This window comes from Rectinema subterraneum, from assembly GCA_009768935.1.
Lineage (GTDB): Bacteria > Spirochaetota > Spirochaetia > Treponematales > Rectinemataceae > Rectinema > Rectinema subterraneum.
Genome location: WESA01000030.1, coordinates 13,147 through 37,754 on the forward strand (window position 1 = coordinate 13,147; position 24,608 = coordinate 37,754).

Consider the following 24,608-nt stretch of genomic DNA (forward strand, 5'->3'; position numbering starts at 1 on the left):
CCCCCTCTTGCTCTTTTGTTTATTATAATCAGCATTATGGATACCGTATCAGTCAATGTCGATGGCTATGGCGAAGTTGCTGTCCCTGCCGGAACAAGTGCCGAGCTGGTTCTTGAGCAGGCGAACATTGAAGCCGCGTCGAGGCCTAAGAAAAACGCATTCCCGCCCCTCGCTGTGCTGATAAACAATGAACTGGCCCCGCTGTCTGCTCCGATCGGCGCTCCTTGCAGCATCAAGCCAGTCTATCCTGATTCGCCGATGGGGACTGAAGTATATCGCCGCTCCCTTTGTTTTATCCTTGCGCTCGCCGCAAGAGAAATAGTGCCTTCTCGGCGTCTTACCGTGAGCATGGCAATCGGCAACGGCTATTACCACTACTTCGACGACAATGAGCCTGTATCAGCGCAGCTTCTTGAAGCGCTTTCAAGGCGCATGAGAGAACTTGTCCTCAGCGATTTGCCTATCCGCATTGTCACGCGCGCATGGGAAGAAGCGCTGGAATATTTTAAAACGTCTAACCAAAGCGATACGCTCGCGCTCATGGAATATATCAATGACCCTTTTATTCAGATGAATGAATGCAACGGCTTTCGGGATTTCCATATCGCGCCGCTGGTACCGCGCACAGGCCTTCTGAGCGTTTGGGAGCTTGTTCCATATCGCAGAGGAATGCTGCTCCGCTTCCCGCATACAAAAACGCCGTATGAGATGGATCCGTTTTCCGATGTCCCTGTTTTGTACGATATCGCTGAGGAATACGAACACAAGGCGAGGATACTGAACGCGGAATCGGTAGGCGCGCTTAACAGAATCAACCAGTCAGGGAATATACAGGACTTTATCCTCGTAGCCGAAGCGCTTCAGAACAAGAAACTCGCATTGATCGCAGACCGCATCGCCGAAAAATCAGACAAGACCAAAGTTGTGCTGATCGCTGGACCTTCAAGCTCGGGGAAAACAACTACCGCAAAAAAGCTGGCAATACAGCTCAAAGTGCTTGGCTTCAGGCCTATCCACATCGAACTCGATAACTATTTTGTCGATCGCAGCCGAACGCCTCTCGACAAAGATGGCAAACCCGACTTCGAATGCCTCGAAGCGCTCGATATCGAGTACCTCAACCAGCAACTGCTCGATCTCTTTGACGGAAAGGAAGTTGAGCTCCCGCTCTACGACTTCAAAAGCGGCACAAGAAAAGCGTCAGGCAGAAAAATAAGCCTCAGCAACAACGAAATACTAATTCTCGAAGGCATCCATGGCCTCAACGATCGCCTCACGCCGCATATCCCCGCGGAGAACAAACTCAAAATCTATGTGTCAGCGCTGACGCAGCTCAATATCGACGATCACAACCGCGTGCGCACGACCGATTATCGCCTTTTGCGACGCATGGTCAGAGATTACAATTTCCGTGGGCACAGCGCGCAAGCGACTCTGGGCATGTGGTCTTCGGTGCAGCGCGGCGAGAGGCTCTACATTTTCCCCTTCCAGGGTTCAGCTGATATCGCATTCAATTCCGCCCTCGATTACGAGCTTGGCGTGCTCAAGGTGTTCGCCGAGCCGCTTTTGCAGGCCGTCAAACCCCAGCACGATGAATATCCGGATGCCCGGCGCATTCAGGCTTTTATTTCGAGGATTTCGCCGATCTCGCCCCAATATGTTCCCAGCGATTCAATCCTGCGCGAATTCATAGGCGGGAGCGTGTTCAAGTACTAGCTTGGCCGGCGCAGCTGCATATAAGGCGCGTAGGCACGAAGCAGATGCATAAATCGCGCCCTCGCAGCTGCCCATAAGGGGTGCACTAAACCTTACCGATACATCTCCTGGTATTCCTCGGCTTCTTTGTCGTTGGCGAGCACAAAGTGGCCGGGGAAAATTTCGCGCCATGAAGGCAACCCTTTCGAATAATCGTGCATTGTCGCAGGGTCGTACACCAAGAGCTTTTTGTTTTTCTCAAGGTCGGGGTCCGGAAGGGGAACCGCCGAGAGCAGCGAACGCGTATACGGGTGCAGCGGACGGCTGAACAATTCTTCAGTTCGCGCGAGTTCTTTCAGCTCTCCCTGATGGATCACCGCAATCCTGTCAGCAAAATAGCGCACAACAGTAAGATCATGCGCGATAAACAGATACGAAAGTCCACGCTCTTTCTTGAGATCCTTAAGCAGATTCAGCACCTGTGCGCGGATCGAAACATCGAGCGCGGATATCGGTTCGTCCGCGATGATGAAATTCGGCTCCATGACAAGCACGCGCGCAATACAGATGCGCTGGCGCTGGCCGCCTGAAAACTCATGCGGATAGCGTTCGGCATGCTCTTCAAGCAGCCCCACATCGCGCAGGGCTCTGAAAGCCTTTTCCCGGCGCTCTTCCTCGCTCGAAAAAAGATTGAAATTGTAGAGGCCTTCGGACACGATGTAGTCAATGGTTGCGCGTTCGTTGAGCGAGGCCATAGGATCCTGGAATATCATTTGGATATTGCGAATTACCCAGGAATCGGTCTCTTTGTCGATAATGCCGGATATGCGCTTGCCCTTGAAATAGATCTCACCCTTGCTGGCTGGATTGATGCGGATGATTGTTCTGCCGATAGTCGTCTTGCCGGAGCCGGATTCGCCAACCAATGCGAAGGATTCGCCTTCCATAATATCGAAACTGACATCACGGACCGCGGTGAACGATGTATTGCCATTCTTGAAAGTGACTTCCAGGTTTTTTACTGACAAAAGGGGTTCATTGTTGCGCGCGTTTGCTGCTGCATTCACTGCTGCATTCATTGCTGAGCCTCCGAAGTCTGCTTTGTGTTTTTTCTGCCGCGTTCACGCATAATTTTTACCGCATCGGGAGGCTCTGCCTGGGGGGCCCGCGGATCCAGGAGCCAGGTCTTGGCAAAGTGTGTGGGGCTCACTTGATAGAACGGAGGCTCCTCCTCGAAATCGATTTTGAGAGCATAGCGGTTGCGCGGCGCAAACGCGTCGCCCTTGATGTCGCTGAACAGTGTCGGGGGCGTGCCCGGAATTGCATACAGCGGCTTGTCTTTTTCCGCAAGTGTCGGAAGCGAAGAAATGAGCGCCCATGTGTATGGATGCTTTGGGTCATAGAATATTTCGCGCACCGTACCATATTCCACGATCTGCCCTGCGTACATAACCGCAACCCTGTCCGCCACATTCGCTACGACCCCAAGGTCATGCGTGATATAAATAGTCGTAAATCCATACTCGCGTTGCAGATTTCGAATAAGATCGAGAATCTGCGCCTGTATGGTCACATCGAGGGCAGTCGTGGGCTCGTCACAGATAAGAATTCGAGGCTTGCATGCAAGCGCAATCGCGATGACAATGCGTTGGCGCATGCCGCCTGAATACTGGAATGGGTAATCGGTAAATCGCTGCTCCGCATTTTTGATACCGACGCGCTCCATAAGGTTGAGCGCGATTTTTTTCGCTTCAGCAGACGGTAGTTTCTGGTGCTTTTCGATAACTTCGGTTATCTGGATGCCAATGCGTTTCAATGGATTGAGGCTGGTCATCGGGTCCTGGAATACCGTCGATATTTTGGCGCCGCGGATTGTTTCCCACTGCTTATCGGTTTTGAGCTTGGTAAGCTCCTGGCCCTCGAAAATGATTGAACCATTGTCGATGCGCCCGTTTGATTCGAGCATGCCCGTGAAGGTTTTGGTCAGTACAGTTTTGCCGCTTCCCGATTCTCCAACAATTGCGAGCGTTTCGCCTTCGAAAAGATCGAGAGAAATATGGCGGATGGCAGTCAATTCCTTGTTTCTGACCCTGAATTTGACAACCAGATCTTTAGCAGAAAGTATGATGTTCGGCGTGTCCATTATTCGCTCCTCAACGGTGTGTGCGCGGGTCGGAAGCATCCGCGAACAGCTGGCCCACGATATAGAACGAAATCGTGATAAGGCCGAGCACTATGCCGGGAAACACGATCATATGAGGATAGGTGTCGACAAACGACCAGTATGTATCGATCATTCTCCCGAGTGACGGATAGGTGGTCGGCAGGCCGATTCCCAGATAGGAAAGGACTGTCTCGGTGTTGATCAGACCCGGTATCTCCTGGTAGATGAGCGTTGCGATGACTGAAACCATGTAGGGCAGGATGTTCCTTGTGACCATGCGCTTGAGCGGCGTACCAAGACATCGAGATGCAAGATTATACTCCCTGTCGCGGATAATCATGACCTGTGTTCGTATGAAAAATGCGACACCCAACCAGCCAGTAATGGTCATTGCAAGCACTATCTGCCAGAAACCCCTTCCGAATATATACATAAGCATCATCGACCGCAGAATTCCAGGCACATTCGAAACAACATTGTAGATGCCAAGCAAAATAGGATCGATTCGCTTAGAATATCCCCAGATGGCTCCCACGAGAATACCGACGCCTATGTTGATCGCTGCTGCAATCAGCGCAATTGAAAGGGACATGCGCGTTCCAGCCCATACCACATTCCACATATCGTTGCCGCGGTCATCCGTGCCAAACCAGTGCTGAGCAGATGGCTTCAGATACCATGTCTCGGGCTTGTTGATATTAGGCGCTATCGCTGGGTCGTACCCCGAAAGAAGCGGCTGGATAAAAGCCATCAATGTCATAACCAGGAGCAGCACAAGCCAGAAAACCGACCATTTCTTCTTGAAAAATGTCTGAAAAACCGATTTCCAGTAGGAATATTTTGGTCCTGCAATATGCTCGGACTGCAGAATATCGAATGTTGCATAGGTGAATTTTTCGGCGGTCTTGTCTGTCATGCTGTTACCTCGCTTCCTTTCTGGCCGCCAGGCTGATTCTTGGATCGACGATAGTCACCAATATATCCCCCAGGAATATAGCAAACACTGATACAAAGGTAAAAATGAATGTCAGCGCGATGATCATGGCGTTGTTGTAGTCGGAAATGGAACTCGGGAACATTTTGCCCATGCCCGGCACCGCATAGAAACTTTCGGTAATGAGCGCACCTGCCAACGTACCAATGACCGCCATGGGAATGCTGTGCACAATCGGAATGAGAGCGTTCCGCACAATATGCCTGAAAAAGACCTCGCCTTGTGTCAGACCCTTGGAACGCGCAAACTTCACATAGTCCGCATTCATCTGATCGACCATGTATCGGCGGATCCAGAGAGCCTCGCCCGCGATCCCGCCGAGCGAGAGCGACAATGTCGGCAAGATGTATGACAAAAAATTCTGCGCACCAAGGAAGGGGAATTTATCGGGCAGACCCAGTATCTTCATTCCGAATCGCGCAAAAAGCGCAATATAGAGCAGTGTCGGAATCGAACTTATAAACACGATATAGCCCATCGTAACCTTGTCGAACATCTTGTCTTTCCGCATTGCTGCGACGACACCGATTGTAAGCCCGATACCCAGCGAAAGGATGAGCGACATTATGCCTATGCGAAATGAAATACCCAGCATCGACGGGTCCTGGTAGATATTGTTGCCGTCGGCATAGTTGTCCTCGAACTTATTCTTGTCGAGCCTGTCGAGGTCGGGCTTGTACTTCAAAGTATGCTCGTCGATCGACGTATAGAAGGTGACTTCCTGGCCCCCAACTTTCGTCGTTACCTCACGACGAGCGGTGCGGCCCTGCCCCATTCCTATCACTTCCAGAACCGGTATGCCGTCATATGTCGGGTACGATCGCCCCATGTACAGATGAATGATGTTCTGGTGTAGAAACGGAAAGCTCCCATCGATCCAGATTTGATATTTATAGAGCGTTCCCGATGCAGCGAGGGCGGGCATACCGCTCCAATCCTTCGTAAAATAGTAACCTCGCTTCAGATCCGGATTATTGGGGTCCTTCACGCGCCATGGATGGTCGACCTGCACAAGGTTCGCATACCATCGGAGGACCCTCGTCATGGTCGGAATATCTTTGTATGCATATAGATACCCGGTGACTGGCTGCGCCTCCACTGTATAGCGCTTTGCCTGCAACTCAGCCCTGAACCGCTCATAAAAAGAAGAGCCGCTTTGCAGTGCAGTGCTTACCTGATCGGAATCGTTCCCATATATCGACTGGGCGTATTCTTTCATGGTGATGTAATCGAGGTAACCCAGGCTTTCCCATGTCCGGAACTTGTAGTCCTGATATTCATCGGGACGATTGGCGAGCTTCTGCAGCATCTGGTCGCCCTTGAATACAAGCTGCCGAGGAATACAGGAAAAAACCAGAAAAACCGTCAGGGTTGAAACCAGAAAAACCGAAACCAAAGATTGGAGAATTCTTTTAAGTACATACCCTTTCATGAAACCCCGCATTCAGCCGAGCACATAGCTGGGCGCAATGATTTGATTGAGCTGGAACCTGCGGATACATGCAAAGCAGATACCTTTTGCAGCATATTAAACCCTTTTGGGAAGTTTATCAATTATTGAAAAAAAAAAGTAGAAGGGGCTGTCCAAAAAGCAGGGCAGCCCCATGGCTCTGGTCAGGATCAGGTTCCGGTATTGTCTTGCCCGGAATGCCACAATCCGTTCAGGAATTACTTGCCGGCATTGAGCTTCTTGTACTCGGCCTGGCGCTGTTTCTCCCACTCCTGGCGATATTTTTCGCGCTCGGCAAGGCTTACGACCTTGTCGCTCACAATGACGCCCTTGAACTTGTATTCATCGGCACCATAGGCTGCGCGCGGAGCGGTATAGGGAATCACGCGTGAAACCTGGAAGGCACCGCCAAATGACATGTACGGAAGAATGATGGCATCGTCGAGAAGCTGCGCTTCTGCATCTGCAAAGAGCTTGAAGCGCTTGGAATAGTCCTTGTACTCGGCATTGCCCGCCTCGACTTTCTTTGCGTATTCATAGAGACCGATTGCGGTGGCTGCTGCCTTGTCGCTGCCTTCATCGACTGGATCGAGTCCGATCGGAGTAAGCAGTGCGCCGACAACAGGTTCGAGCGTCTGCAGGAAGGTGTATGGGTCGCCGTAGTCGGGGCCCCATCCGGTAGTGTTGCCGATATCATAGTTGCTCTGGGCACCTGTTTCGGCATAGTACGTGGATGCATCGTAGTTGTCGCTATCCATCTCGACGACATTGACCTTGATGGTATCGGTGCCAAAGAGGGCTTCGAGGCCAGCTTTGAGCGATTGATCCATTTTCATGCCCTTGGTGTAGGAAACATCGGCTGCTACATCAAGCTCGATCGGGAATTTCACGCCCTGCTTGGTGAGCTCGGCCTTGGCTTTGGCCATGTATGCCTTTGCCTTGGTGGGGTTGTAATATGGATCTTGGGCATCATCGAGCTTGAAACTGGCGGGGAAGTCAGCAGGGTTGCGGCTCTTGAGCGCATCTTCGACATACTTCACATAGTCCTTGCCGGCTATGTCGAATGAAAGCTCGGGTGCGGTATAGGAATTGCGGATTGCCGCGAGCTTGTTCACATCACCATTTCGCTGCGCAAGGATGGTCGGCCTGTCGATGCCAAAGAAAATGGCCTTGCGGAAATTGCGGTTGAGAATCGCTTTCTTGGTGTCTTCCTTGGCCTTGTCGCTCTTGGGAGACTTGCCTTTCGTGGGATCAGCAGGTGATGCAAAAGCATTGCGATCATAGTTGAAGGCATAGACGAAGGTTGTCGAATCCTGGCGGGCCCTGAAGATGTAATCTTTGTACTTTGCCTGTGCTCTTGCGAAAAGCGCCTCGTTATCAGTGTAAACCGGCGCTGCAACATAGACGCCCGCATCGAAGTTGTTGAACAGCGAATCGGGGTCTTTTCCGTCAAAATACACAAACTTTACATGCTGGATGGAGACATTGCCCTTATCCCAATAGGTTGGATTGGCATCGTACTCGATCACAGATTTGGAGGTGTAATTCGAAAGAATATACGCGCCGTTGTACAGAATGCCATTCTTGTCTACCTTGCCGAAATCCTTGCCTTTTGTCTTGAGGAATTCGCCATTCACCGGGTAATAGGCATTGTAGGTGAGCATAGTATCAAAATACGGCGTGGGTTTTTCGAGTGTATACTCCAGCACATAATCGCCTTTCGCCTTAACGCCAACCTGCGAAAAATCGGTGATCTTGCCCTGCAGATATGCTCCGGCATTCTTGACAAAGCCGTCTATGAGGTAAGTGAGTGTGCTCTTGTTGTCGAGCATATACTTGAGCGCATCAACCCAGTCCTGAGCTTTGACATCTGCATAGGGCTCGAGATCGGCAGTCACCCACTTCACGCCTTTGCGGATATTGAAAGTCCAGACTGTAAAATCGTCATTCGTTTTCCAGCTTTCGGCAAGCGCAGGGCGGAGTATGCCGTACCGGTCGTGCTCGAGCAGTGCATCCACAAAGTTCGTAATGTGCTGCGTGTTGGTGGCTCGCTGATCATTGAGGTAATTGAACGACCTCGGATCGGTAGAGAACACATAGACGTAGTCCTTCGACTTCGGCGTTGCCGCTCCTAGCGTGGCTGCACTGAGCAGTACCAGCGCGACGAGCGCGAGCGCGATTTTCTTGTACATCGCTTCCTCCTCATTAATAGATGCGATATTATAGTGCCGGTCTTCAGATGAGCATGCGGAAGGGCATATGCTTCTGGCCGACAAACTTATTCTTCATTTTCTTTGGTATTGAAGTGGATGTCAACATGGATATTCAAAAAAATATATCAATGAGAGAATGAACGAAGAAAAAGGAACGCAAATGGCAGATATTCAGAAAAAGAAGCCGCACCATTTGAAGCGGCCTGTTTTGACCGCTTGCATGGCGACGATATTTGCCCTTACCATAGCGGTCCTCACTGACGCAAGCCATTTCAGAAACCGTTCCAGCGACATACTATTCATTGAAGCTATCGCTCTTGTGATTGGAGCATGGGCATCCTATCTGAAATCGCGGGGTCTGTCATTTCTTGTGATGCATCCCTTCAGAAGAAAAAATCTTGCGGAATCGTGGATAGACCGGGTGCCGGAAAAATTTGTCGGCTCGGCCCAGGAGATGGACGCCGAAGCGCGCTCACTCCAAATACAGCGCAGCCGCGAGTTCCGTCGCGATCTGGCCATCGCATCGGGCATTCTCCTCGCGACAGGGCTGATTGTTCAATATATATAATTCTATGTTGAACGATCGCTTTGCTTATTGGCCGCCCTGCCCTGCCTGATTTGCGCGAGCGCTCCGCATGAGCGCGATCCACAGAATGAATACGAGGATATACCCCACAATCGCTATAACGATAGGCGGCTGCAAGGCTAGGTTATAATCGAAAATTGGCCCTTTCAGAATATGGCGCTCGCCGATCCTTATTTTGTAAATAATTACAGTAAAGGAATATAAAATTCCGCATGCTGAAGCGCATAGACCTATCGCCCATGACACGGAAAGCCATTTTCTGTTATCGAGAGCAACAGAAATCCCGAGCGCTAAGGCGCCGACAGCAGAAAAAGCTACTATGGCGGTATTGAATATGACTGAAGCGCTCGCAATGGCAAACATTGCTGCTGCGTCCTCGGCCTGGGCTGTAACTTTCTGCTCGCTTGTCCACATTCGAGCTGTCCGCCATGTCCGGAAATGCTCGGATGTATCGATTGTCGCGAACACAGAGAGAAAAGCCATTGCTCCAAGGAGGATTAGCGCTCGCTTCAGCCATCCGTTCTGAGGACGGGGAAATAATCTCATAGTTTACAGTATAGTCCAGTTCAAAAAGTTCTGCATCTCTTTATTGAAGCGTATACATCCCAGGCCTTCGCATTTTGAAGACTTCGTTGTATGGGTTGATTGACTTGTTCCTGGCAGCCTCAGGATCTATCTCGGCAACAAGCACAGCTTCGTCCTCGATGGGTCCGCGAAGCAAATATTCACCTTTTGGAGAAACAAGCACGCTCTCGCCGGTGAATGCAAGCTGCTCATCTTCCCGCTGCTCAGCTCCGACTCTGTTGACCGTTGCGATAAAGACGCGATTCTGTACCGCTGCTGCAAAATCTGCAGTCTGGCAATATGGCAGTACAAGATTGCTGCAATGCGCAATAATATCTGCACCTTTCAGCGCAAGCGTGCGAAAACTCTCCGGGAAAAACCAGTCGAAGCATATTGCCATCCCGATCCGCGCGCCTCGATATTCAAAAACAGGAAACCCTGTATCTCCTGGCGAGAAATACAGAGTTTCCTTGTAAAAAAGATGCGTTTTGCGATAGAGATACTCGCGTCCGTCTGACAAAACAGCCAATGCGGAATTATAGATTACAGCGCCCGCGAGTTCCGGAAAACCAAAGATCAGGCAGGCATCCAGTTCTTTCGCTGCATTGCGAAACGCTTCGATTCTCCTGCTGTGCACTGAATCGGCGAGAGCATGAACCTCTTCCTGGCTCACAAACTGGTAGCCCGTATACGCAAGTTCCGGCAAAATATACAAATCCGCCGGATTTTCCTTGCAAAGGCGGAGGAGCCTCTCGATATTCCGATCGCTTTCGCCAAACTCCGGCCTGAACTGGGCAAGCGCAATTTTCATGGTTTTTTACAGCGCATTTTGCCTTATTTCTTCCTCACTTCAGCTACCGCATAGTCGAATGCTTCCTTGAGCATCTCTTCAGGTATCGGGGCAATATGGCCGCGGTCCATCAGATCTTTTGTAAGCGAACGCGACTCGAGGATATCCTCTTTTGCCTTTTTATAGACATTTTCCCAGGTATCGGTTACGCGGGCGACGCCCTCTTCGATAGCCGCCATGGCGACATCCGCTGCTTCGCGGGCAAAGACTTCAGTTTCTTCCATTGTAGCAATGATGTTTTCGGTATTGATGCCGCGCGATTTCGCAAAATCGGCAATCGAGTGTGCACAGCGGATGGCCATGTTATCGGTGATCTTGCGCGCACGGACAAGCAGGGCGCCTTTGAGCAAGCCGGGGAAGCAGATCGAATTATTGACCTGGTTCGGGAAGTCGCCTCGGCCTGTCGCAACGATATACGCCCCCTCTTCTTTTGCTGCATATGGCCAGATTTCCGGCACCGGATTTGCGCATGCAAACACAATCGATTTGGGCGCCATCGAGCGTACCCATTCCCGCTTGACCGTATCCGGCCCAGGCGTCGAAAGAGCAATGAGCACATCTGCGCCTTTGAGTGCTTCTGCCTCGGTTTCGATACACTGAGGATTTGTGGCCTGACACAGCTCCCATTTTCGGTAGTAGCGCGTATCCTGTTCGATGTCTTTCCGGTTCCGGTGCAAGCCCCCCTTGCTGTCGAAAATAATCATATTCTCGCCCTTGCCGCCATCTGCCATGATGAGGCGCGCAATCGTCGTGTTGGATGCGCCGGCACCAAGCAGCACAATCTTTGCGTCGGACAATTTTTTGCCCGCCAGTTCCAGTGCATTCAGAAGACCTGCCAGAGTGACACAGGCAGTACCCTGCGCATCATCGTGCCAGACAGGAATATCGCAGGCTTCTCTCAGTTCATCGAGCACCTTGAAGCAATTGGGCTGGCTGATATCTTCGAGGTTCACCGCGCCCACAGAGGGTTCGAGCATTTTCACAAAATCGATAATCTTGTCGGCATCCGGTTTCCCGTCTTTGCCGCGCGAATTGATGCAGAGGGCAATCGCGTCCACTCCGCCCAAATATTTCATCAGGAATGACTTGCCTTCCATGACGCCAAGGCCGCCCGGAGGCGTGCAATCGCCATCGCCAAGCACGCGGGTCGAATCGGACACTACAGCAACGAGGTTCCCTCGGTTTGAAAGAGCAAACGATTGGTCATTATTATCTCTAATTGCTGTTGAAATCTTGGAAACACCAGGAGTATACCAGACATTGAACCAATTGAATCCATAGAGCCCGGCTTTGGGCACTACCTGAATCTTTCCTTCGTAGAAACGATGAGCTTTTTCTGAAAGTGCTTTTAGAAACAGCGTCTGGGCGCGGGCGCGCTGATCCGGGGTCAAATCGTCTGGAAACGCTTCGGAAAGATTGTCGAGGCTGCGATTAAGTTTCATAACTCCCTTCCTTTGCATTGAATAATGCTGCTCTTTGCAGCTTGAGCGAATTTCCTTGACCGAACCTTGGTTTGGCTTTGCAACAGCGTGATAATAGCATGCATCCGAAATGGCTGCAATAAAAAAGCGGCTCAATATACTCCGGTGAGCGCCTTGATGTATTGCAATCGCAGATATTCTTCCGGCCTCTCGGCATTTGCAGCGGAAAGCTTGCCTTGTATCGCATCAAGAGAGGAATATCCCATCGATTCAACGATCGAATCCATTTCTTCGAGAATCGCTGTAATGGCCTTCCATCCTTTTTGATAGATTATTGAGCATACTTCCACAGCGCTGGCGCCGCCGAGTATGCATTTGACAGCTGCATCTGCTGTATGAATGCCGGTAGACGAGACAATTTCCACGCCTGCCCGTTTGTAGAGAATTGCAGTCCAACGAAGGCTTTCGTGATATTCGGTTTCCGAACTTAAAGGCTGGACGCCCGTAAGCCGCATCGTGTCAAGATTGAAATCAAAGCGGAAAAAGCGGTTGAACAGCACCACAGCATTGGCGCCTTCCTTTGACAGCCCATGCACAGTATGCGGAAGACTTGTATAATTGTTTCCCAGCTTGACCATTATAGGCAGCTTTGTAGCAAGGCGGGCTTCCTTGACTGTCGAGAGCACTTTATGCTCTATTTCCTGCCCTGAAATATGCGGAGAAAACGGAACATACGCGATATTGAGCTCAAGCGCATCAGCCCCGGCTTCCTCGATACGCTTTGCGAAGCTAGCCCAGTTGCCAGGCCCGACGCAGTTGATGCTTGCGATTATCGGTACGCCACTGGTTCTCTTCTTCGATTCATCGATAAGCTTCAGATATTCGTCGGTACTCTCTTCCCATGCGGTTCTGGATATAAATGCTTCTGCGTCGGGATAACTGTCGATGTCGAGACCAGCTATTTCCTGACCGAGCACTGCGAGAATCTGTTCCTCGAACAGAGACTTGAGCACTATTGCTCCCGCACCTGAATGTGCAGCTTTTTCCACACCATCGGGAAGGCTGGTCAGCCCGCTTGCTCCGACAATGATCGGATTGCGCAAGCGAAGGCCCATGAGCCATGTTCCTAAATCTGCCATTATTCGCTCCTTCGATCGTTATTGTAGCAGAAAAACGCGAATTCCATAAGCATACTATTTACAAATCCAGAGCTTTCGCTTCTATTTTCCCGAGCACACGCGAGGCAAACGTTTCAAGAGGAATTCCATTCTCCTGCGAGCCTGTCCTGAGCCGCAAGGATACTGTGCGCTCGTCCTTTTCCCGCTGTCCTAGGATAACCATATACGGAATCTTCTGGTTCTGGGCATCGCGGATTTTGGCATTCATGCGCTCTTCGGAGAGCATGGCTTTGGCGCGAACACCTTTTCCTCTTAAAAACGCTGTCACTTCCTTCGCATACTCATCGAAGGTGGGCGCGACCGGAATTACGGCAACCTGATCGGGCATAAGCCATACAGGGAAGGCGCCGGCATAGTGCTCTACAAATACTCCGAAGAAGCGTTCGATTGAACCAAGCAGAGCTCTGTGCACCATATAGGGCTGTTTCTGCCTGCCATCCTTGTCGACATAGGTCATGTCGAATCGCTCGGGCAAGTTGAAATCGAACTGTATTGTGGTCATCTGCCATTCGCGGCCAATTGCATCCTGTATCTTGAGGTCGATTTTGGGTCCGTAGAATGCTCCACCACCCTCATCCATCTCGTACGGCAGGCCTTCTTTTTCGATTGCCTTTTTGAGAGAAACCAGTGCCTGATCCCAGCGCTCGGGGTCGCCTACGGAATCTGCAGGACGCGTGGCAAGGTATGCCTTTATCTTGCTGAATCCGAGGGTTTTCCACATTGAGAGGCTGAAGCGCAGTACTTCGAGAATTTCGTCCTCGATCTGCTCGGGCGTGCAGATAATATGCGCATCGTCCTGTGTAAAGCCACGCACGCGCATAAGCCCGTGCAGAACGCCCGATCGCTCGTAGCGGTAGACAGTGCCAAGTTCGGCCCACCTTAGCGGCAGGTCGCGGTACGAATGGCTCGTTGTCTTATAAATCATTATATGAAAAGGACAATTCATGGGCTTGATATAGTAGTCGTCTTCGTCAATGGTCATGGGGGCGTACATGTTGGCCTTGTAGAAGCCCAGATGTCCGCTCGTCTCCCAGAGCCAGCTTTTTCCGATATGCGGAGTGAACAGGATTTCATAGCCATTCTTGTAGTGCTCTTCACGCCACCATTTTTCAAGCTCGACACGGACGCGGCCGCCTTTCGGGTGCCAGTAAATAAGGCCAGGCCCCGCTTCTTCGTGCGTCGAAAACAGGTCGAGTTCCTTGCCGAGTTTGCGGTGATCACGGCGCTCTGCTTCTTCGAGCATGCGAAGGTATGCTTCGAGCTCGGCCTTGGTGGCAAAGGCATAGGCATAGATACGCGTAAGCATTGGCCTCGTTTCGTCGCCGCGCCAATATGCGCCTGCTATTGTCTTGAGCTTGAAGGCATCGGGCCGTAATTCCTTGGTCGATTCGACATGAGGACCACGGCACAGATCAACAAAATCGCCTTGCCGATAAATCGAAATCGTTCCTTCCTCCAGCCCGTCGATCAGTTCGAGCTTAAAAGGCTGGTCACGGAATATTTCGCGCGCCTGCGCCTTGCTGACTTCTTCACGAACAAAGGTCTGGTTTTGTGCGATGATGCGTCGCATTTCCTTTTCAATGGCAGGCAGATCCTCATTGGCAATGGACTGCGGAAACAGAAAGTCATAATAAAAGCCATCCTGTATCGCAGGACCGATTCCGAACTGAACCCCTGGATGCAGATGCAGCACCGCTTCCGCCATCACATGCGCCAGGGAATGTCTTATTCTGTCGATATCAGCTGACATACATCTTCTCCTTTTCATACCTTCAGCCTGCATACAGCTAGCCTGTATGCCAGAATACCCAGGGCGCGTACCCAGCAGATAAAAAAATCCACGGGATACGCCCGGACGTGAAAGAACTTCACGTAAGGACGAATCCCGTGGAGATCAATGCTCACGGTAATCCGCGGTACCACCTTACTTCGGCTCCCCTCGACAGGGGCCGCGCTCGCCGCCACTAACGCCTGGCACACGGTCTGCATTACTGCTGCAAAGCTGCAGGTTCACACAGACTGCTCCGGAGTGGTTTTCGTCGGGGCCTGGCAGGATTCTTCCACCCGCATGCCAACATGCGGAATCCTTCTCTGTGCTCAAGATTGCCCGGCTACTCTTCTCCATCAACGCATTTTTTATTATTTTCCATGCAAGGAATGGAAATGTCAAGTGCTCGGCCAGATTTGAAGCATGGCATTCGTGCGTCCATATTGCAAAGGCAAGGCAGAACACTTGTTCAAGGCGGCCGCAATGAGTATTTTTAATATGTATGGGAACCAGAGTCACAAACGCAACAGGCACGCAAGAGCTGACGCAGCACGACCTCGAGACAAACGAGCCAGAGGAATATCGTGTCTACCTCATCAATGACGATTTCACTACAATGGAATTTGTGATATCGATTCTCATGACCATTTTTCACAAGAGCCTCGCGGAAGCGACAAAGCTCACATTGGAAGTGCACAGAAAAGGTCGTGGAATGGCAGGTGTATTTCCTTACGACATCGCGACGACCAAAATACAGCAAGTCCATGCAATGGCCAGACAGCGGGGATTTCCGCTCCGCTGTATAATGGAGAAGGCATGAAAGTAAGCCCTGAAGTGCAAGCGATTTTTAACGCTGCATATAACGAAGCAAAACTCCGGAACCATGAGTATCTCATGCCGGAGCATATTCTCTTTGCAAGCCTTTCTTTTGAAAAGGTGCGCAATATCCTCGAAAACTGCGATGCTGATCTGGAGCAGATGCGCCACAGCATCGAAGCTTATTTCGAGCAGAAAATGCCTATTGTTCGCAATGCGGAGCCTATCCAGAGTGCTGGTTTCCAAGCGGTCATAGAGCGCGCAGTCATGCAATCGCAATCCGCAGGCAAAGAAGAAGTACAAATATCCGATCTCGTTGTTTCGCTCTATGACGAAGAGCGCACCTATGCTGGTTACCTTATGCGCAAATTGGGTATCAAGCGACTTCAGCTTCTGGAAGTCCTTTCCCATGGCATGAGTGATGAAGACATCGAAGCGGAATCGCTCACGGAAGAAGAAACCGAAGAGCATCCTGAAGAAGGCGGCAAGGAGCGGCGTGCTGCCCGCCCCGGTACGCTTGAACGCTTCGCAACAGACCTTACCGCTCTTGCGGCGGCAGGAAAGCTCGAACCTGTCATTGGCAGAGAAGCCGAAATAGAACGCACGATTCAAGTGCTATGCCGGAGGCTTAAGAACAATCCGATTCATGTCGGCGATGCCGGCGTCGGCAAAACCGCAATCACCGAAGGCCTTGCCCAGCGCATCGCCGCAGGCAAAGTTCCTCCCAAACTCCAGGGATATACCATCTGGTCGCTGGACATGGGCGCGCTCCTTGCTGGCACAAAATTCCGCGGCGATTTTGAAGAACGTGTCAAGAAAGTCATCGACTTACTGCTCAAAAAAGAAAAATCCATTTTGTTTATCGACGAAATTCATACGATTATCGGCGCCGGAGCTGTAACCGGCAGCACTCTCGATGCATCCAACTTGCTCAAACCCGCCCTTACCTCAGGCAAGCTTCGCTGTATCGGTTCAACAACCTACGACGAATACAACAAGATTTTCGAAAAAGATCGCGCTCTGTCGCGCCGCTTCCAGAAAATCGACATCGTCGAACCCACAATTCCCGAAACAGTGGAGATACTCAAGGGCTTACGCCCCAAATACGAGGAATATCATGATGTTCGCTATAGCGACGAAACACTCGAAATCGCCGCAAAACTCGCCGCGCAATTCATAACCGAGCGCAAACTCCCCGACAAGGCGATCGATGTCATCGATGAAGCGGGTGCTCTCGCCCGCATCCAGGCCTATAAACAAAACCAGGATGCCCAAGTCAAGACAATCGAATTAACCCCGCATGACATCGAAGTTGTGATCGCAAAAATCGCTCGAATCCCCGAGCGCACCGTCACTTCTTCCGAAAAAGACAAGCTCGCGACCCTCGAATCGACGCTCAAGCTTGAAGTGTTCGGCCAGGATCAGGCTATAGAAGCCGTTGTCAGAGCAGTCAAACGTTCCAGAGCAGGATTCCGCGCGCCAGACAAGCCAATCGCGAATTTCCTTTTTGTCGGCCCGACGGGTGTCGGAAAAACAGAGCTTGCGCGCCAACTCGCCAAGCATCTTGCGATTTCCTTGCATCGCTTCGACATGAGCGAATATCAGGAAAAGCATACTGTGAGCCGTTTGATCGGGTCTCCTCCCGGATATGTCGGCTATGAAGAAGGCGGCCTGTTGACCGATGCAATCCGCAAGACACCGAATGCAGTCGTGCTTCTTGATGAAATCGAAAAAGCCCATCCCGACATCTACAATATTCTTCTCCAGATCATGGATTATGCAACGCTTACCGACAACCAGGGCCGCAAGGCGGACTTCCGCAATGTCATACTCATTATGACAAGCAACGCAGGTGCGCGGGACATCGGCAAACCGCTCATCGGCTTTGGCGATCAAGCCGTAAGCGTATCGGCTCTGGACGAAGCGGTAGAGCGCGCATTCAGCCCTGAATTCCGCAACAGGCTCGATGCTGTCGTGCACTTCAACAATCTCCCCATGGACATCATCGAGCGCATCGTCAGGAAAGCTATAGACGAATTCAGGGTCCAGCTCGCAGAAAAGAATGTCACCCTCGAAGTCGATGACGAGGTCGTTCATTTCCTCGCGGAGCGCGGTTATTCGCGCGAATTCGGAGCGCGCAATATCAACCGTCTTATTGAGGATCAGATCAAGACTGTCTTTGTCGATGAAGTGCTCTTCGGCAAGCTCGAACACGGCGGCACAGCTGTTGCGCATATTGAAGGAGACAAGATCGCCTTTGATATCACCCCGCACGTTAGCTGAAGCAGGGAGCCTGTCGCATGAGATGGATTACAATGCCGGCATATCTTGACGAGGCTGAGGAATACCGATTTCCTCCCGCATCAGGCGCTTCGCGAAATGGCGTAGTCTGCTATGGGGGGAATCTTTCGCCGGGTGTTCTGCTTTCCGCCTATCGACAGGGCATTTTCCCATGGCCATCGACTCCGGACACATTGCGATGGTGTAGCCCGGATCCGCGGTTCGTCATTCCGAGAGGATTTCTCTATATCACTGAATCCGCCCGAAAAGCTTTGAAAAAAGCACTGCGGCGCGGCTCTCCTTACACCTTGACGCTCGACAAAGCATTTATTGATGTTATCAGCAATTGTGCAGCCATCCCAAGGCCGTCCCAGCCTGGCACATGGATTTTCCCGAACCTTGTGAACGCATATACCGAACTGCATGGGCGGGGTTATGCGCATTCGGTCGAAGTCTGGAAAAATGGCGCATTGGTGGGCGGGCTGTACGGCGTAAGTATCGGAGCTGCCTTTTTTGGTGAATCGATGTTCAGCACCGAAAGCAATGCATCGAAAATCGGATTTTTAGCACTGGCAATCACACTATTCGAGCAAGGATTCGACTTTATCGATTGCCAAGTTTATACACCGTATCTCGAACTAATGGGCGGAATCGATGTACCGCGAGAGCTCTATCTTGAGATGCTGCAGGGTGCCCTGCAAAAGCCGACAATCAAAGGAGACTGGTCCCGATATTTCCAGAATTTCCCGGAAGTCAATCTTATTATTGCTGCAAAAAGAAATATCGAAACTATCACTCATAATGCCTAAACCAAGAACGGAAAACAGATGAAATTGCTTTTTGTACAACTGCCTTCGCAGATGCCTGACTGGAGTTCAGCCCCCGCAAACGTGCCGCTCGCTGCAGGATATCTCGCTGCCTATGCGGAATCGAAAGGAATCCTCGCGCGCAGGGAATGGTCCATTCTCGAGCCCGAAATTGCTAACTATGGCTCGGATTCATCGATTGTCGCATCTATCGCCGCGCGGGAACCTGATATCGTCTCTTTTACACTCTATTCATGGAATCTCGAGCGCAGCCTTTTCATCGCTGAACGGCTTGCTTCGCTCCTGCCTCATGCGCGGCTTGTCGCCGGCGGGCCAGAAGTTGTTGAGCACATGCCGGTCACCGTGCGAACGCCGTTTCATAGCCTTGTCTTTGGAGAAGGCGAAGAAGCATTTGTCGACCTTTTGAGGGATGTCCAGCAGCATCGTCCGCTGGCCCCTTCGTATTCCGCAAATGCCCTTGCCGACCTCGAAAAAGTCCCAAATCCGTACCTTGCGGGGACGCTGCGCTTCGACCCCAGCACCCAGGTGCACCTCGAGACCATGCGCGGCTGTTCTGCAAAATGTGCATATTGTTATTATGGCAAGAATTATAACACTTTAAGGCGTTTTCCGCACAAGCATGTACTCGATGTCATCCGGGCTGCCTCTGAAGCGGGAGTCCCTGAGATCTACATTATGGATCCCAATTTTCAGACAGGCCCCGACTTTGCAGGAAGACTCCGGGATATTGCCTATGCGAACCATGCGCGCACAGCCATTCATACGGAACTCAGGCTCGAAGGCATTACCGAAGAGATTGCCGGGCTTCTGAAAGAAGCTGGCATCGCTTCAGTTGAAGCAGGGCTGCAGAGCACCAACCCCAAGGCCCTCGAAGCAGTCCATCGAACCTTCGATCGCAAGGCATTCGAGCGCGGAGCCGAGCTCTTGCAGAAACAGAAGATTCTTGTAAAGACAGGACTTATTCTTGGCCTACCCTTCGATGGCTATGAGCAGGTAATCGAAACCTTCGACTTCTTGGGGATGCAAGGACTCGGGCAGGAAGCCGAGCTCTATCCGCTTTCGCTTCTTCCCGGCACCGAGATCCGGGAGCGAGCAGACGAGTACGGCATGAGTGCCATGGAAATCCCTCCCTATCTGGTTACGAGCACTCACTGGATCTCCTACGATGATATGGTCGACGCGATTGCCGCGTTCGAGGAGAGCTTCGATGTCGAATGGGCGATGCCGCCTGCACCGCATTTCCAGCTGTTCAAAGAAGGCTTTGTATCGTTCATAGATACGCGCAGGCCGGAAAATATAGACTGGATGCGCCTGAATCCTGAAAAGCTTTCAAATTCCATGACGCTGCTCGTCGATTCAGACGACCCGGAAATTCTTGTCCGCATCGTGCGCGCCGCTCGCGACCTCAGGAAAGACAACCCATTTACTCTGTACCAGGTAGTCCTTACGAGCGAAACGCGAATCCCGTCCGAAAAGCTGGTCGAGCGCGTGAGAGAAGCATTCCTCCACCCCGAACATTATTATGAGCTCGCCAATTCATTCTCTCCGGACCCGCAGACGAGCTATCAAACGCGCATGTTTTTCGCCACAAAGAATTTTGCGCTTGCATACAGGGCGCTGGAAGAAGCACAAGATATGGAGACGATGGTCGTTCTCAACGCAAAAGGCGGATATAACGCGGAACGGCTTGCAGAGCTCCTGCCATATGTAGTGTTCGACAAGCAAACTCTGCCCTTCGATCGGCTGTATGAGCTTATCTCGATATATGCAGACTTTCCGCATATGCTGATAGAAGCGCCGGAAGGTCTGTTCTAGTACATTCTTGAGAGGTCTGCCCGCCAGATGCCTTTGCCTGTGCGCAAGAAAGCTCGAATATTTTTGAGCGTATCGTCCACTGCTCTCCGCGTGGCCTGGTTTGTAGAACCGCCTACATGCGGCGAAAGAATGACATTCGAGAGCGTATGAATCGGATAGCGCGACGGCGCACCGATAACCCCTGTCTTTGGATAGGTGTACCAGGTGTCAATCGCTGCTCCTTTCAGTATGCCATTTTTCAGTGCCTCATACAGGCCCTCTTCGTTAACAATAGAGCCTCGTCCGACATTCACAAGGAATTTTCCTTTCATGCCAGCGAGAATTTCTTTGGAGAATAGCCCTTCGGTCTCTGCGGTGGCAGGCAGCGCGATGAAGACGATTTCAGCAGCATCGATGGCTTCCCTCATTGTGGGAAAGATTGCATCAAAATGCTCGGGTACCGTTGCAGTGCTCGATTTTCGCCATCCATAGACAGTGCAATCAAAAGCCTTGAGCAGTTTTGCCAGCGCAACACCGATCGCGCCAGTGCCGAGGATTGCGCATGTCTTGCCGTATATGCTGTCCCAATTATCTTCCGCTCCACGATTTACCCAGAATCCGTGCCATATCTCATTCCTGAGGTCATTATGATACTCGATGAGCCGTCCATAGAATGCAAGCGTCATTGCAAGCGCGCGCTCTGCTACATCGAATGCATTGGAGTGGACATTGTACACTTCCACATTCCGCTCGAGCAGAAGGCTCGCGGGAAGATGATTGACGCCGGTGAAGGGCTGAAACAATGTTTTCAGCGAATGAGCGCGCTCAAATACTTCAAGAGGGATACGTCCCGCTATCATTGCATCCAGACTTCCAATTTCGCTGGATTCTGGCTTGAGCCCCTCGAGCCATGCGTGCTGGGGAAATTCGTCGCGCAGCTGCTTTATAGCAGGGCCCCATACAGAATTGAGCGGCATAAATGAGCCAATTTTCATCGTAACCTCGCTTGGTAATAGAATATAGCATATATATGCAATCATACTTTGCGCAGGAGAAGCAAGGGGCATCATGAAATCCTCGAAATTTTGCGATATAGATAGTGGTGGCTGCGTATTTGCGAGCAAATTGCCGATAATCAATAGGGAGTGTTATAACCGATGCAAAAGCACACACTGAGACCTACAAGACTTCTGGGCTTCATGATTCTTGCCCTTTTATTGATTGCAGGATGCGCAACTTCTCCGGCATCGAACAAAGAAGTCACGCTGAGTGACCTTGTCATTAAAGGTGATATAGAAGGAATCAGAAAATTCTATGCCAACCAGGAACAGCTCAACAAAGCGGACAGCCAGGGGCTCTACCCCTTGCACTATGCCATATCGAGGGGAGATGCGCAGATTGCAGAGATTCTGATTGTGCTCGGAGCCAAGCCGGACAACAAAGACCTTTCAGGCAAGACAGCACTGCGATATGCCGTTGATCGATATCCAACAGAACCTGCCAAGCAGAAAGAAATAATAAAAATGCTCGTTGACCGGGGGGCGGATCCTTTCCTGCCCGACGTAGCAGGAACTTCGCCTGCCCAGGTTGCGCTTAAATCAGATATAAATATTCTCGATGCAATGTTCAATTCGAAAAATATAAACAACACCGCTGCGGACGGCAGAACGGTCCTGCACTATGCTGCGGACGCGCTCATGACCAAGGAAGTAGAACTTCTTCTTTCGAAAGGCGCTTCGGTACAGATAAAGGACAAGGCGGACCGGACGGCCCTTGATCTTGTGCTTCTGTATCCTGACAAGCTCGAAGCAGCACAGATTGCAGAAAAACTCATTCTGAAAGGCGCAAATCCTTCTTTCCCGGAATTTGTATGGTTTGCCCAGACAGTGCGGGCACCGGATTACAACGCAGTCCGCTTCGCAAACGGCAATTCCCCGCTGCACGAGGCGATTTCCCGATATCAGTATGGCTTTGCCTCATTTTTGCTTCTCAATAAGGCTGATCCGAACAACAAAAATCTGAATGGCGATGCCCCGTTGCACCTTGCGGTGAAAGCAGGCTATGTGGAAGGTGCGAAATTGCTTCTTTCCATGAATGCGAACCAGGACATCCTTGATGCAAACCACAATACTCCCCTGCTTCTTCCCATTCCCGCAGCGCGCCGGCTGGAAATGATCAAACTGCTCCTCAATTTCAAAGCCAATCCAGCACTTGCCGACAATCAAGGGAATACACCGCTCCATAAGGCAGTCATCCAGAGCTACGCTCCGGAAATTGTCGAAACGCTTATCCAGGCGGGCGCCCCGGTCAACGCACAGAACGCGAATGGCGATACACCGCTGATTCTCTGCGTGAGAAGCGGACGTTACGAATATGCAAAACCCCTCATCGAAGCGAAAGCAGACATTTTCAAAATGAACCAGGCGGGCGAAAACGCGCTCAAGCTTGCGATATCGAAAGGATACCAGGCAGTCGACAGCATTGTGCTTTCGGCGAATGTCAATCAGAGCGACGACAATTCGAACAGCGTGCTGATGACAGCGGTTTCGCTTAAAGCACCTACGGATGTGCTCAAACTCATTCTTGCCAAAGGCGCTGACCCCAATGCAAGAAACAAGGCGCTGGACAGCGCGCTTCATATTGCTGTCCGACAAAACTATGCCGAGCAGGGCATCGTGCTTCTGGACGCAAATGCCGACATCTTCCAGTACAATTCAAAACAGGAAAATCCTCTGTTCCTTGCGCTTACTGCCAAGCCTGCACCACTTGAATGGTTCTTCAGGCCCAATGTCATTGCAGCCCGCGATGCAAATGGCGATTCGGTCGTACACCATGCTGCCCGCAAGAATCTGCCCGACGGCATCGCCTATCTGGTCAAGAAGGGGGCCGATATCAATGTGCTCAATAATGCAGAAGAGACTCCTTTGCATACTGCAGCGAAGTATGATGCGGTCGATGCTATCGCCTACCTTGCCCGCGCAGGCTCTTCTCTGGAAGCAGCTGATATAAAGGGAGATATTCCTCTTCAGAGCGCGGTTCTTGCAGGCGCAGCTCGAGCGACGCAAGCGCTGCTTGTAGCTGGATCTCCAATCGACAATCAGAACTATTCAGGAGAAACAGCACTCCACCAGGCTGCAAAGAACAACATAAGTGCAATCGTAATTTTGTTGGCAGCGAATGGGGCACAGACAGAAATCTTGGATAGCCGAGGATTTACTCCTCTGGCAGCGGCCGCTGCGAACGGAGCATTTGAATCTGCAAACGAACTCTTGAAAGCAAAAGCACAGGTGGATACTCGGGATAATTCGGGGTCAACGCCTTTGTTCCAGGCTGTGAGCGGTGAGCACATTGCAACAGCGCGGCTTCTACTCGCCAACGGGGCTGACATGCATGCGCTGAACGCAAGAGGGCTTTCGCCATTCAAGCTGTCGCTCATGAAAAATGCGCAGGTCACCGCTGAATTCTTTGCTCCATGGCTTATAAATAAGCCCGATTCGAATGGCGACGCTATTCTCCATATGCTCGCAGGCAGTTCTGCCGGACCTGACCTGATTGAAGCTGCACTAAAGAATGGCGCAAATCCGAATGCGCGCAATGCCCGTGGCGACACTCCGCTTATGGTTGCCTTGAAAAAGAACGATATAGTGACAGCTGCCCAGCTGATCAATGCAGGCTCTTCGGTATTTGCCTCTAATGCTGACAATATATCGGCGCTTTCAATGATCTTCGGAATGGATTCCGGATCTCGCACAAAATTGCTCTCGGCCATACTTTCGTCCATAAAGGCCCCTAAAACTGATTTTGCCGGCGAATCGCTTTTGCACTATGCTGTGCGAGCGAACAATAAAGAAGCAGTCGCTGACCTTCTGGCGCTTCGCGCAGACAAAAGTATCCGCAACCGGAAGGGCGAGGCGCCGCTCGATATCGCACAATCAAAGGGATTTCAGGATATTGTGTCGTTATTGACGAACAATTGAGAAGCCAGGCTCCTGAAACGCAGAAGAACAT

General features: G+C 51.2%; 18 protein-coding genes and 1 other annotated feature. Of the genes, 7 read left to right on the forward strand and 11 right to left on the reverse strand.

The window, feature by feature from the left end:
* Window positions 1-36: 36 nt before the first annotated feature.
* Window positions 37-1,716, forward strand: coding sequence for a nucleoside kinase (locus GAP13_RS08470; RefSeq protein ID WP_241864323.1), 1,680 nt, complete (start codon window positions 37-39; stop codon window positions 1,714-1,716).
* Between the two features lie 92 nt (window positions 1,717-1,808).
* Here GAP13_RS08470 and GAP13_RS08475 read toward each other — a convergent pair whose 3' ends face one another.
* From GAP13_RS08475 to GAP13_RS08495, 5 genes are all read right to left on the reverse strand, one after another.
* Window positions 1,809-2,774, reverse strand: coding sequence for an ATP-binding cassette domain-containing protein (locus GAP13_RS08475; RefSeq protein WP_158907895.1), 966 nt, complete (start codon window positions 2,772-2,774; stop codon window positions 1,809-1,811).
* Complete coding sequence (locus tag GAP13_RS08480; RefSeq protein ID WP_158907896.1) at window positions 2,771-3,838, reverse strand: ABC transporter ATP-binding protein; 1,068 nt, start codon at window positions 3,836-3,838, stop codon at window positions 2,771-2,773. Before GAP13_RS08480 ends, GAP13_RS08475 begins: the two co-directional genes overlap by 4 nt.
* Window positions 3,839-3,848: 10 nt before the next feature.
* Complete coding sequence (locus tag GAP13_RS08485) at window positions 3,849-4,775, reverse strand: ABC transporter permease (protein WP_158907897.1); 927 nt, start codon at window positions 4,773-4,775, stop codon at window positions 3,849-3,851.
* 4 nt (window positions 4,776-4,779) lie between these two features.
* Window positions 4,780-6,285 carry an ABC transporter permease gene (locus GAP13_RS08490; RefSeq protein WP_158907898.1) on the reverse strand — a complete coding sequence of 502 codons (1,506 nt, stop codon included), beginning with the start codon at window positions 6,283-6,285 and terminating at the stop codon, window positions 4,780-4,782.
* Window positions 6,286-6,521: 236 nt separating this feature from the next.
* The gene (locus GAP13_RS08495; protein WP_158907899.1) at window positions 6,522-8,495 is read right to left on the reverse strand and encodes an ABC transporter substrate-binding protein; all 1,974 of its coding nucleotides are present in this window, start codon (window positions 8,493-8,495) and stop codon (window positions 6,522-6,524) included.
* A gap of 157 nt (window positions 8,496-8,652) precedes the next feature.
* Between GAP13_RS08495 and GAP13_RS08500 the strand changes: the two genes are divergently transcribed.
* Window positions 8,653-9,084, forward strand: a complete 432-nt coding sequence (locus GAP13_RS08500; protein WP_158907900.1) for a hypothetical protein — start codon at window positions 8,653-8,655, stop codon at window positions 9,082-9,084.
* Window positions 9,085-9,108: 24 nt separating this feature from the next.
* On the opposite strand, the gene GAP13_RS08505 is transcribed toward GAP13_RS08500, so the two are convergent.
* The 5 genes from GAP13_RS08505 to thrS form a co-directional block, all read right to left on the reverse strand.
* Complete coding sequence (locus tag GAP13_RS08505) at window positions 9,109-9,648, reverse strand: hypothetical protein (protein WP_158907901.1); 540 nt, start codon at window positions 9,646-9,648, stop codon at window positions 9,109-9,111.
* 40 nt (window positions 9,649-9,688) lie between these two features.
* Complete coding sequence (locus tag GAP13_RS08510) at window positions 9,689-10,477, reverse strand: nitrilase-related carbon-nitrogen hydrolase (protein WP_158907902.1); 789 nt, start codon at window positions 10,475-10,477, stop codon at window positions 9,689-9,691.
* Between the two features lie 23 nt (window positions 10,478-10,500).
* Window positions 10,501-11,958: an NAD(P)-dependent malic enzyme gene (locus GAP13_RS08515; RefSeq protein ID WP_158907903.1), complete on the reverse strand. Its 1,458-nt coding sequence runs from the start codon at window positions 11,956-11,958 to the stop codon at window positions 10,501-10,503.
* A 131-nt stretch (window positions 11,959-12,089) separates the two neighbouring features.
* Window positions 12,090-13,076: a dihydroorotate dehydrogenase-like protein gene (locus tag GAP13_RS08520; RefSeq protein ID WP_158907904.1), complete on the reverse strand. Its 987-nt coding sequence runs from the start codon at window positions 13,074-13,076 to the stop codon at window positions 12,090-12,092.
* A gap of 58 nt (window positions 13,077-13,134) precedes the next feature.
* On the reverse strand, window positions 13,135-14,865 hold the full coding sequence (gene thrS, locus GAP13_RS08525) for a threonine--tRNA ligase (RefSeq protein ID WP_158907905.1): 1,731 nt from the start codon (window positions 14,863-14,865) through the stop codon (window positions 13,135-13,137).
* 121 nt (window positions 14,866-14,986) lie between these two features.
* Window positions 14,987-15,252: a binding site (T-box leader), on the reverse strand.
* 133 nt (window positions 15,253-15,385) lie between these two features.
* On the opposite strand from thrS, the gene GAP13_RS08530 reads away from it, so the two are divergent.
* The 4 genes from GAP13_RS08530 to GAP13_RS08545 are packed head-to-tail and all read left to right on the forward strand — an operon-like array spanning window position 15,386 to window position 20,621.
* Window positions 15,386-15,703, forward strand: a complete 318-nt coding sequence (locus tag GAP13_RS08530) for an ATP-dependent Clp protease adaptor ClpS (protein WP_158907906.1) — start codon at window positions 15,386-15,388, stop codon at window positions 15,701-15,703.
* The gene (clpA, locus tag GAP13_RS08535; RefSeq protein ID WP_158907907.1) at window positions 15,700-17,982 is read left to right on the forward strand and encodes an ATP-dependent Clp protease ATP-binding subunit ClpA; all 2,283 of its coding nucleotides are present in this window, start codon (window positions 15,700-15,702) and stop codon (window positions 17,980-17,982) included. The genes GAP13_RS08530 and clpA overlap by 4 nt, the downstream gene beginning before the upstream one ends.
* Window positions 17,983-17,999: 17 nt before the next feature.
* Window positions 18,000-18,788 (forward strand): leucyl/phenylalanyl-tRNA--protein transferase, encoded by a 789-nt coding sequence (gene aat / locus GAP13_RS08540; RefSeq protein WP_222126186.1) that lies wholly within the window; start codon window positions 18,000-18,002, stop codon window positions 18,786-18,788.
* Window positions 18,789-18,806: 18 nt separating this feature from the next.
* Complete coding sequence (locus GAP13_RS08545) at window positions 18,807-20,621, forward strand: B12-binding domain-containing radical SAM protein (protein ID WP_158907908.1); 1,815 nt, start codon at window positions 18,807-18,809, stop codon at window positions 20,619-20,621.
* Here GAP13_RS08545 and GAP13_RS08550 read toward each other — a convergent pair.
* Window positions 20,618-21,595: a 2-hydroxyacid dehydrogenase gene (locus GAP13_RS08550; RefSeq protein WP_158907909.1), complete on the reverse strand. Its 978-nt coding sequence runs from the start codon at window positions 21,593-21,595 to the stop codon at window positions 20,618-20,620. The two genes, GAP13_RS08545 and GAP13_RS08550, sit on opposite strands and share 4 nt — an antisense overlap.
* 162 nt (window positions 21,596-21,757) lie before the next feature.
* Between GAP13_RS08550 and GAP13_RS08555 the strand changes: the two genes are divergently transcribed.
* Window positions 21,758-24,577: an ankyrin repeat domain-containing protein gene (locus GAP13_RS08555; RefSeq protein WP_158907910.1), complete on the forward strand. Its 2,820-nt coding sequence runs from the start codon at window positions 21,758-21,760 to the stop codon at window positions 24,575-24,577.
* Window positions 24,578-24,608: the final 31 nt, after the last annotated feature.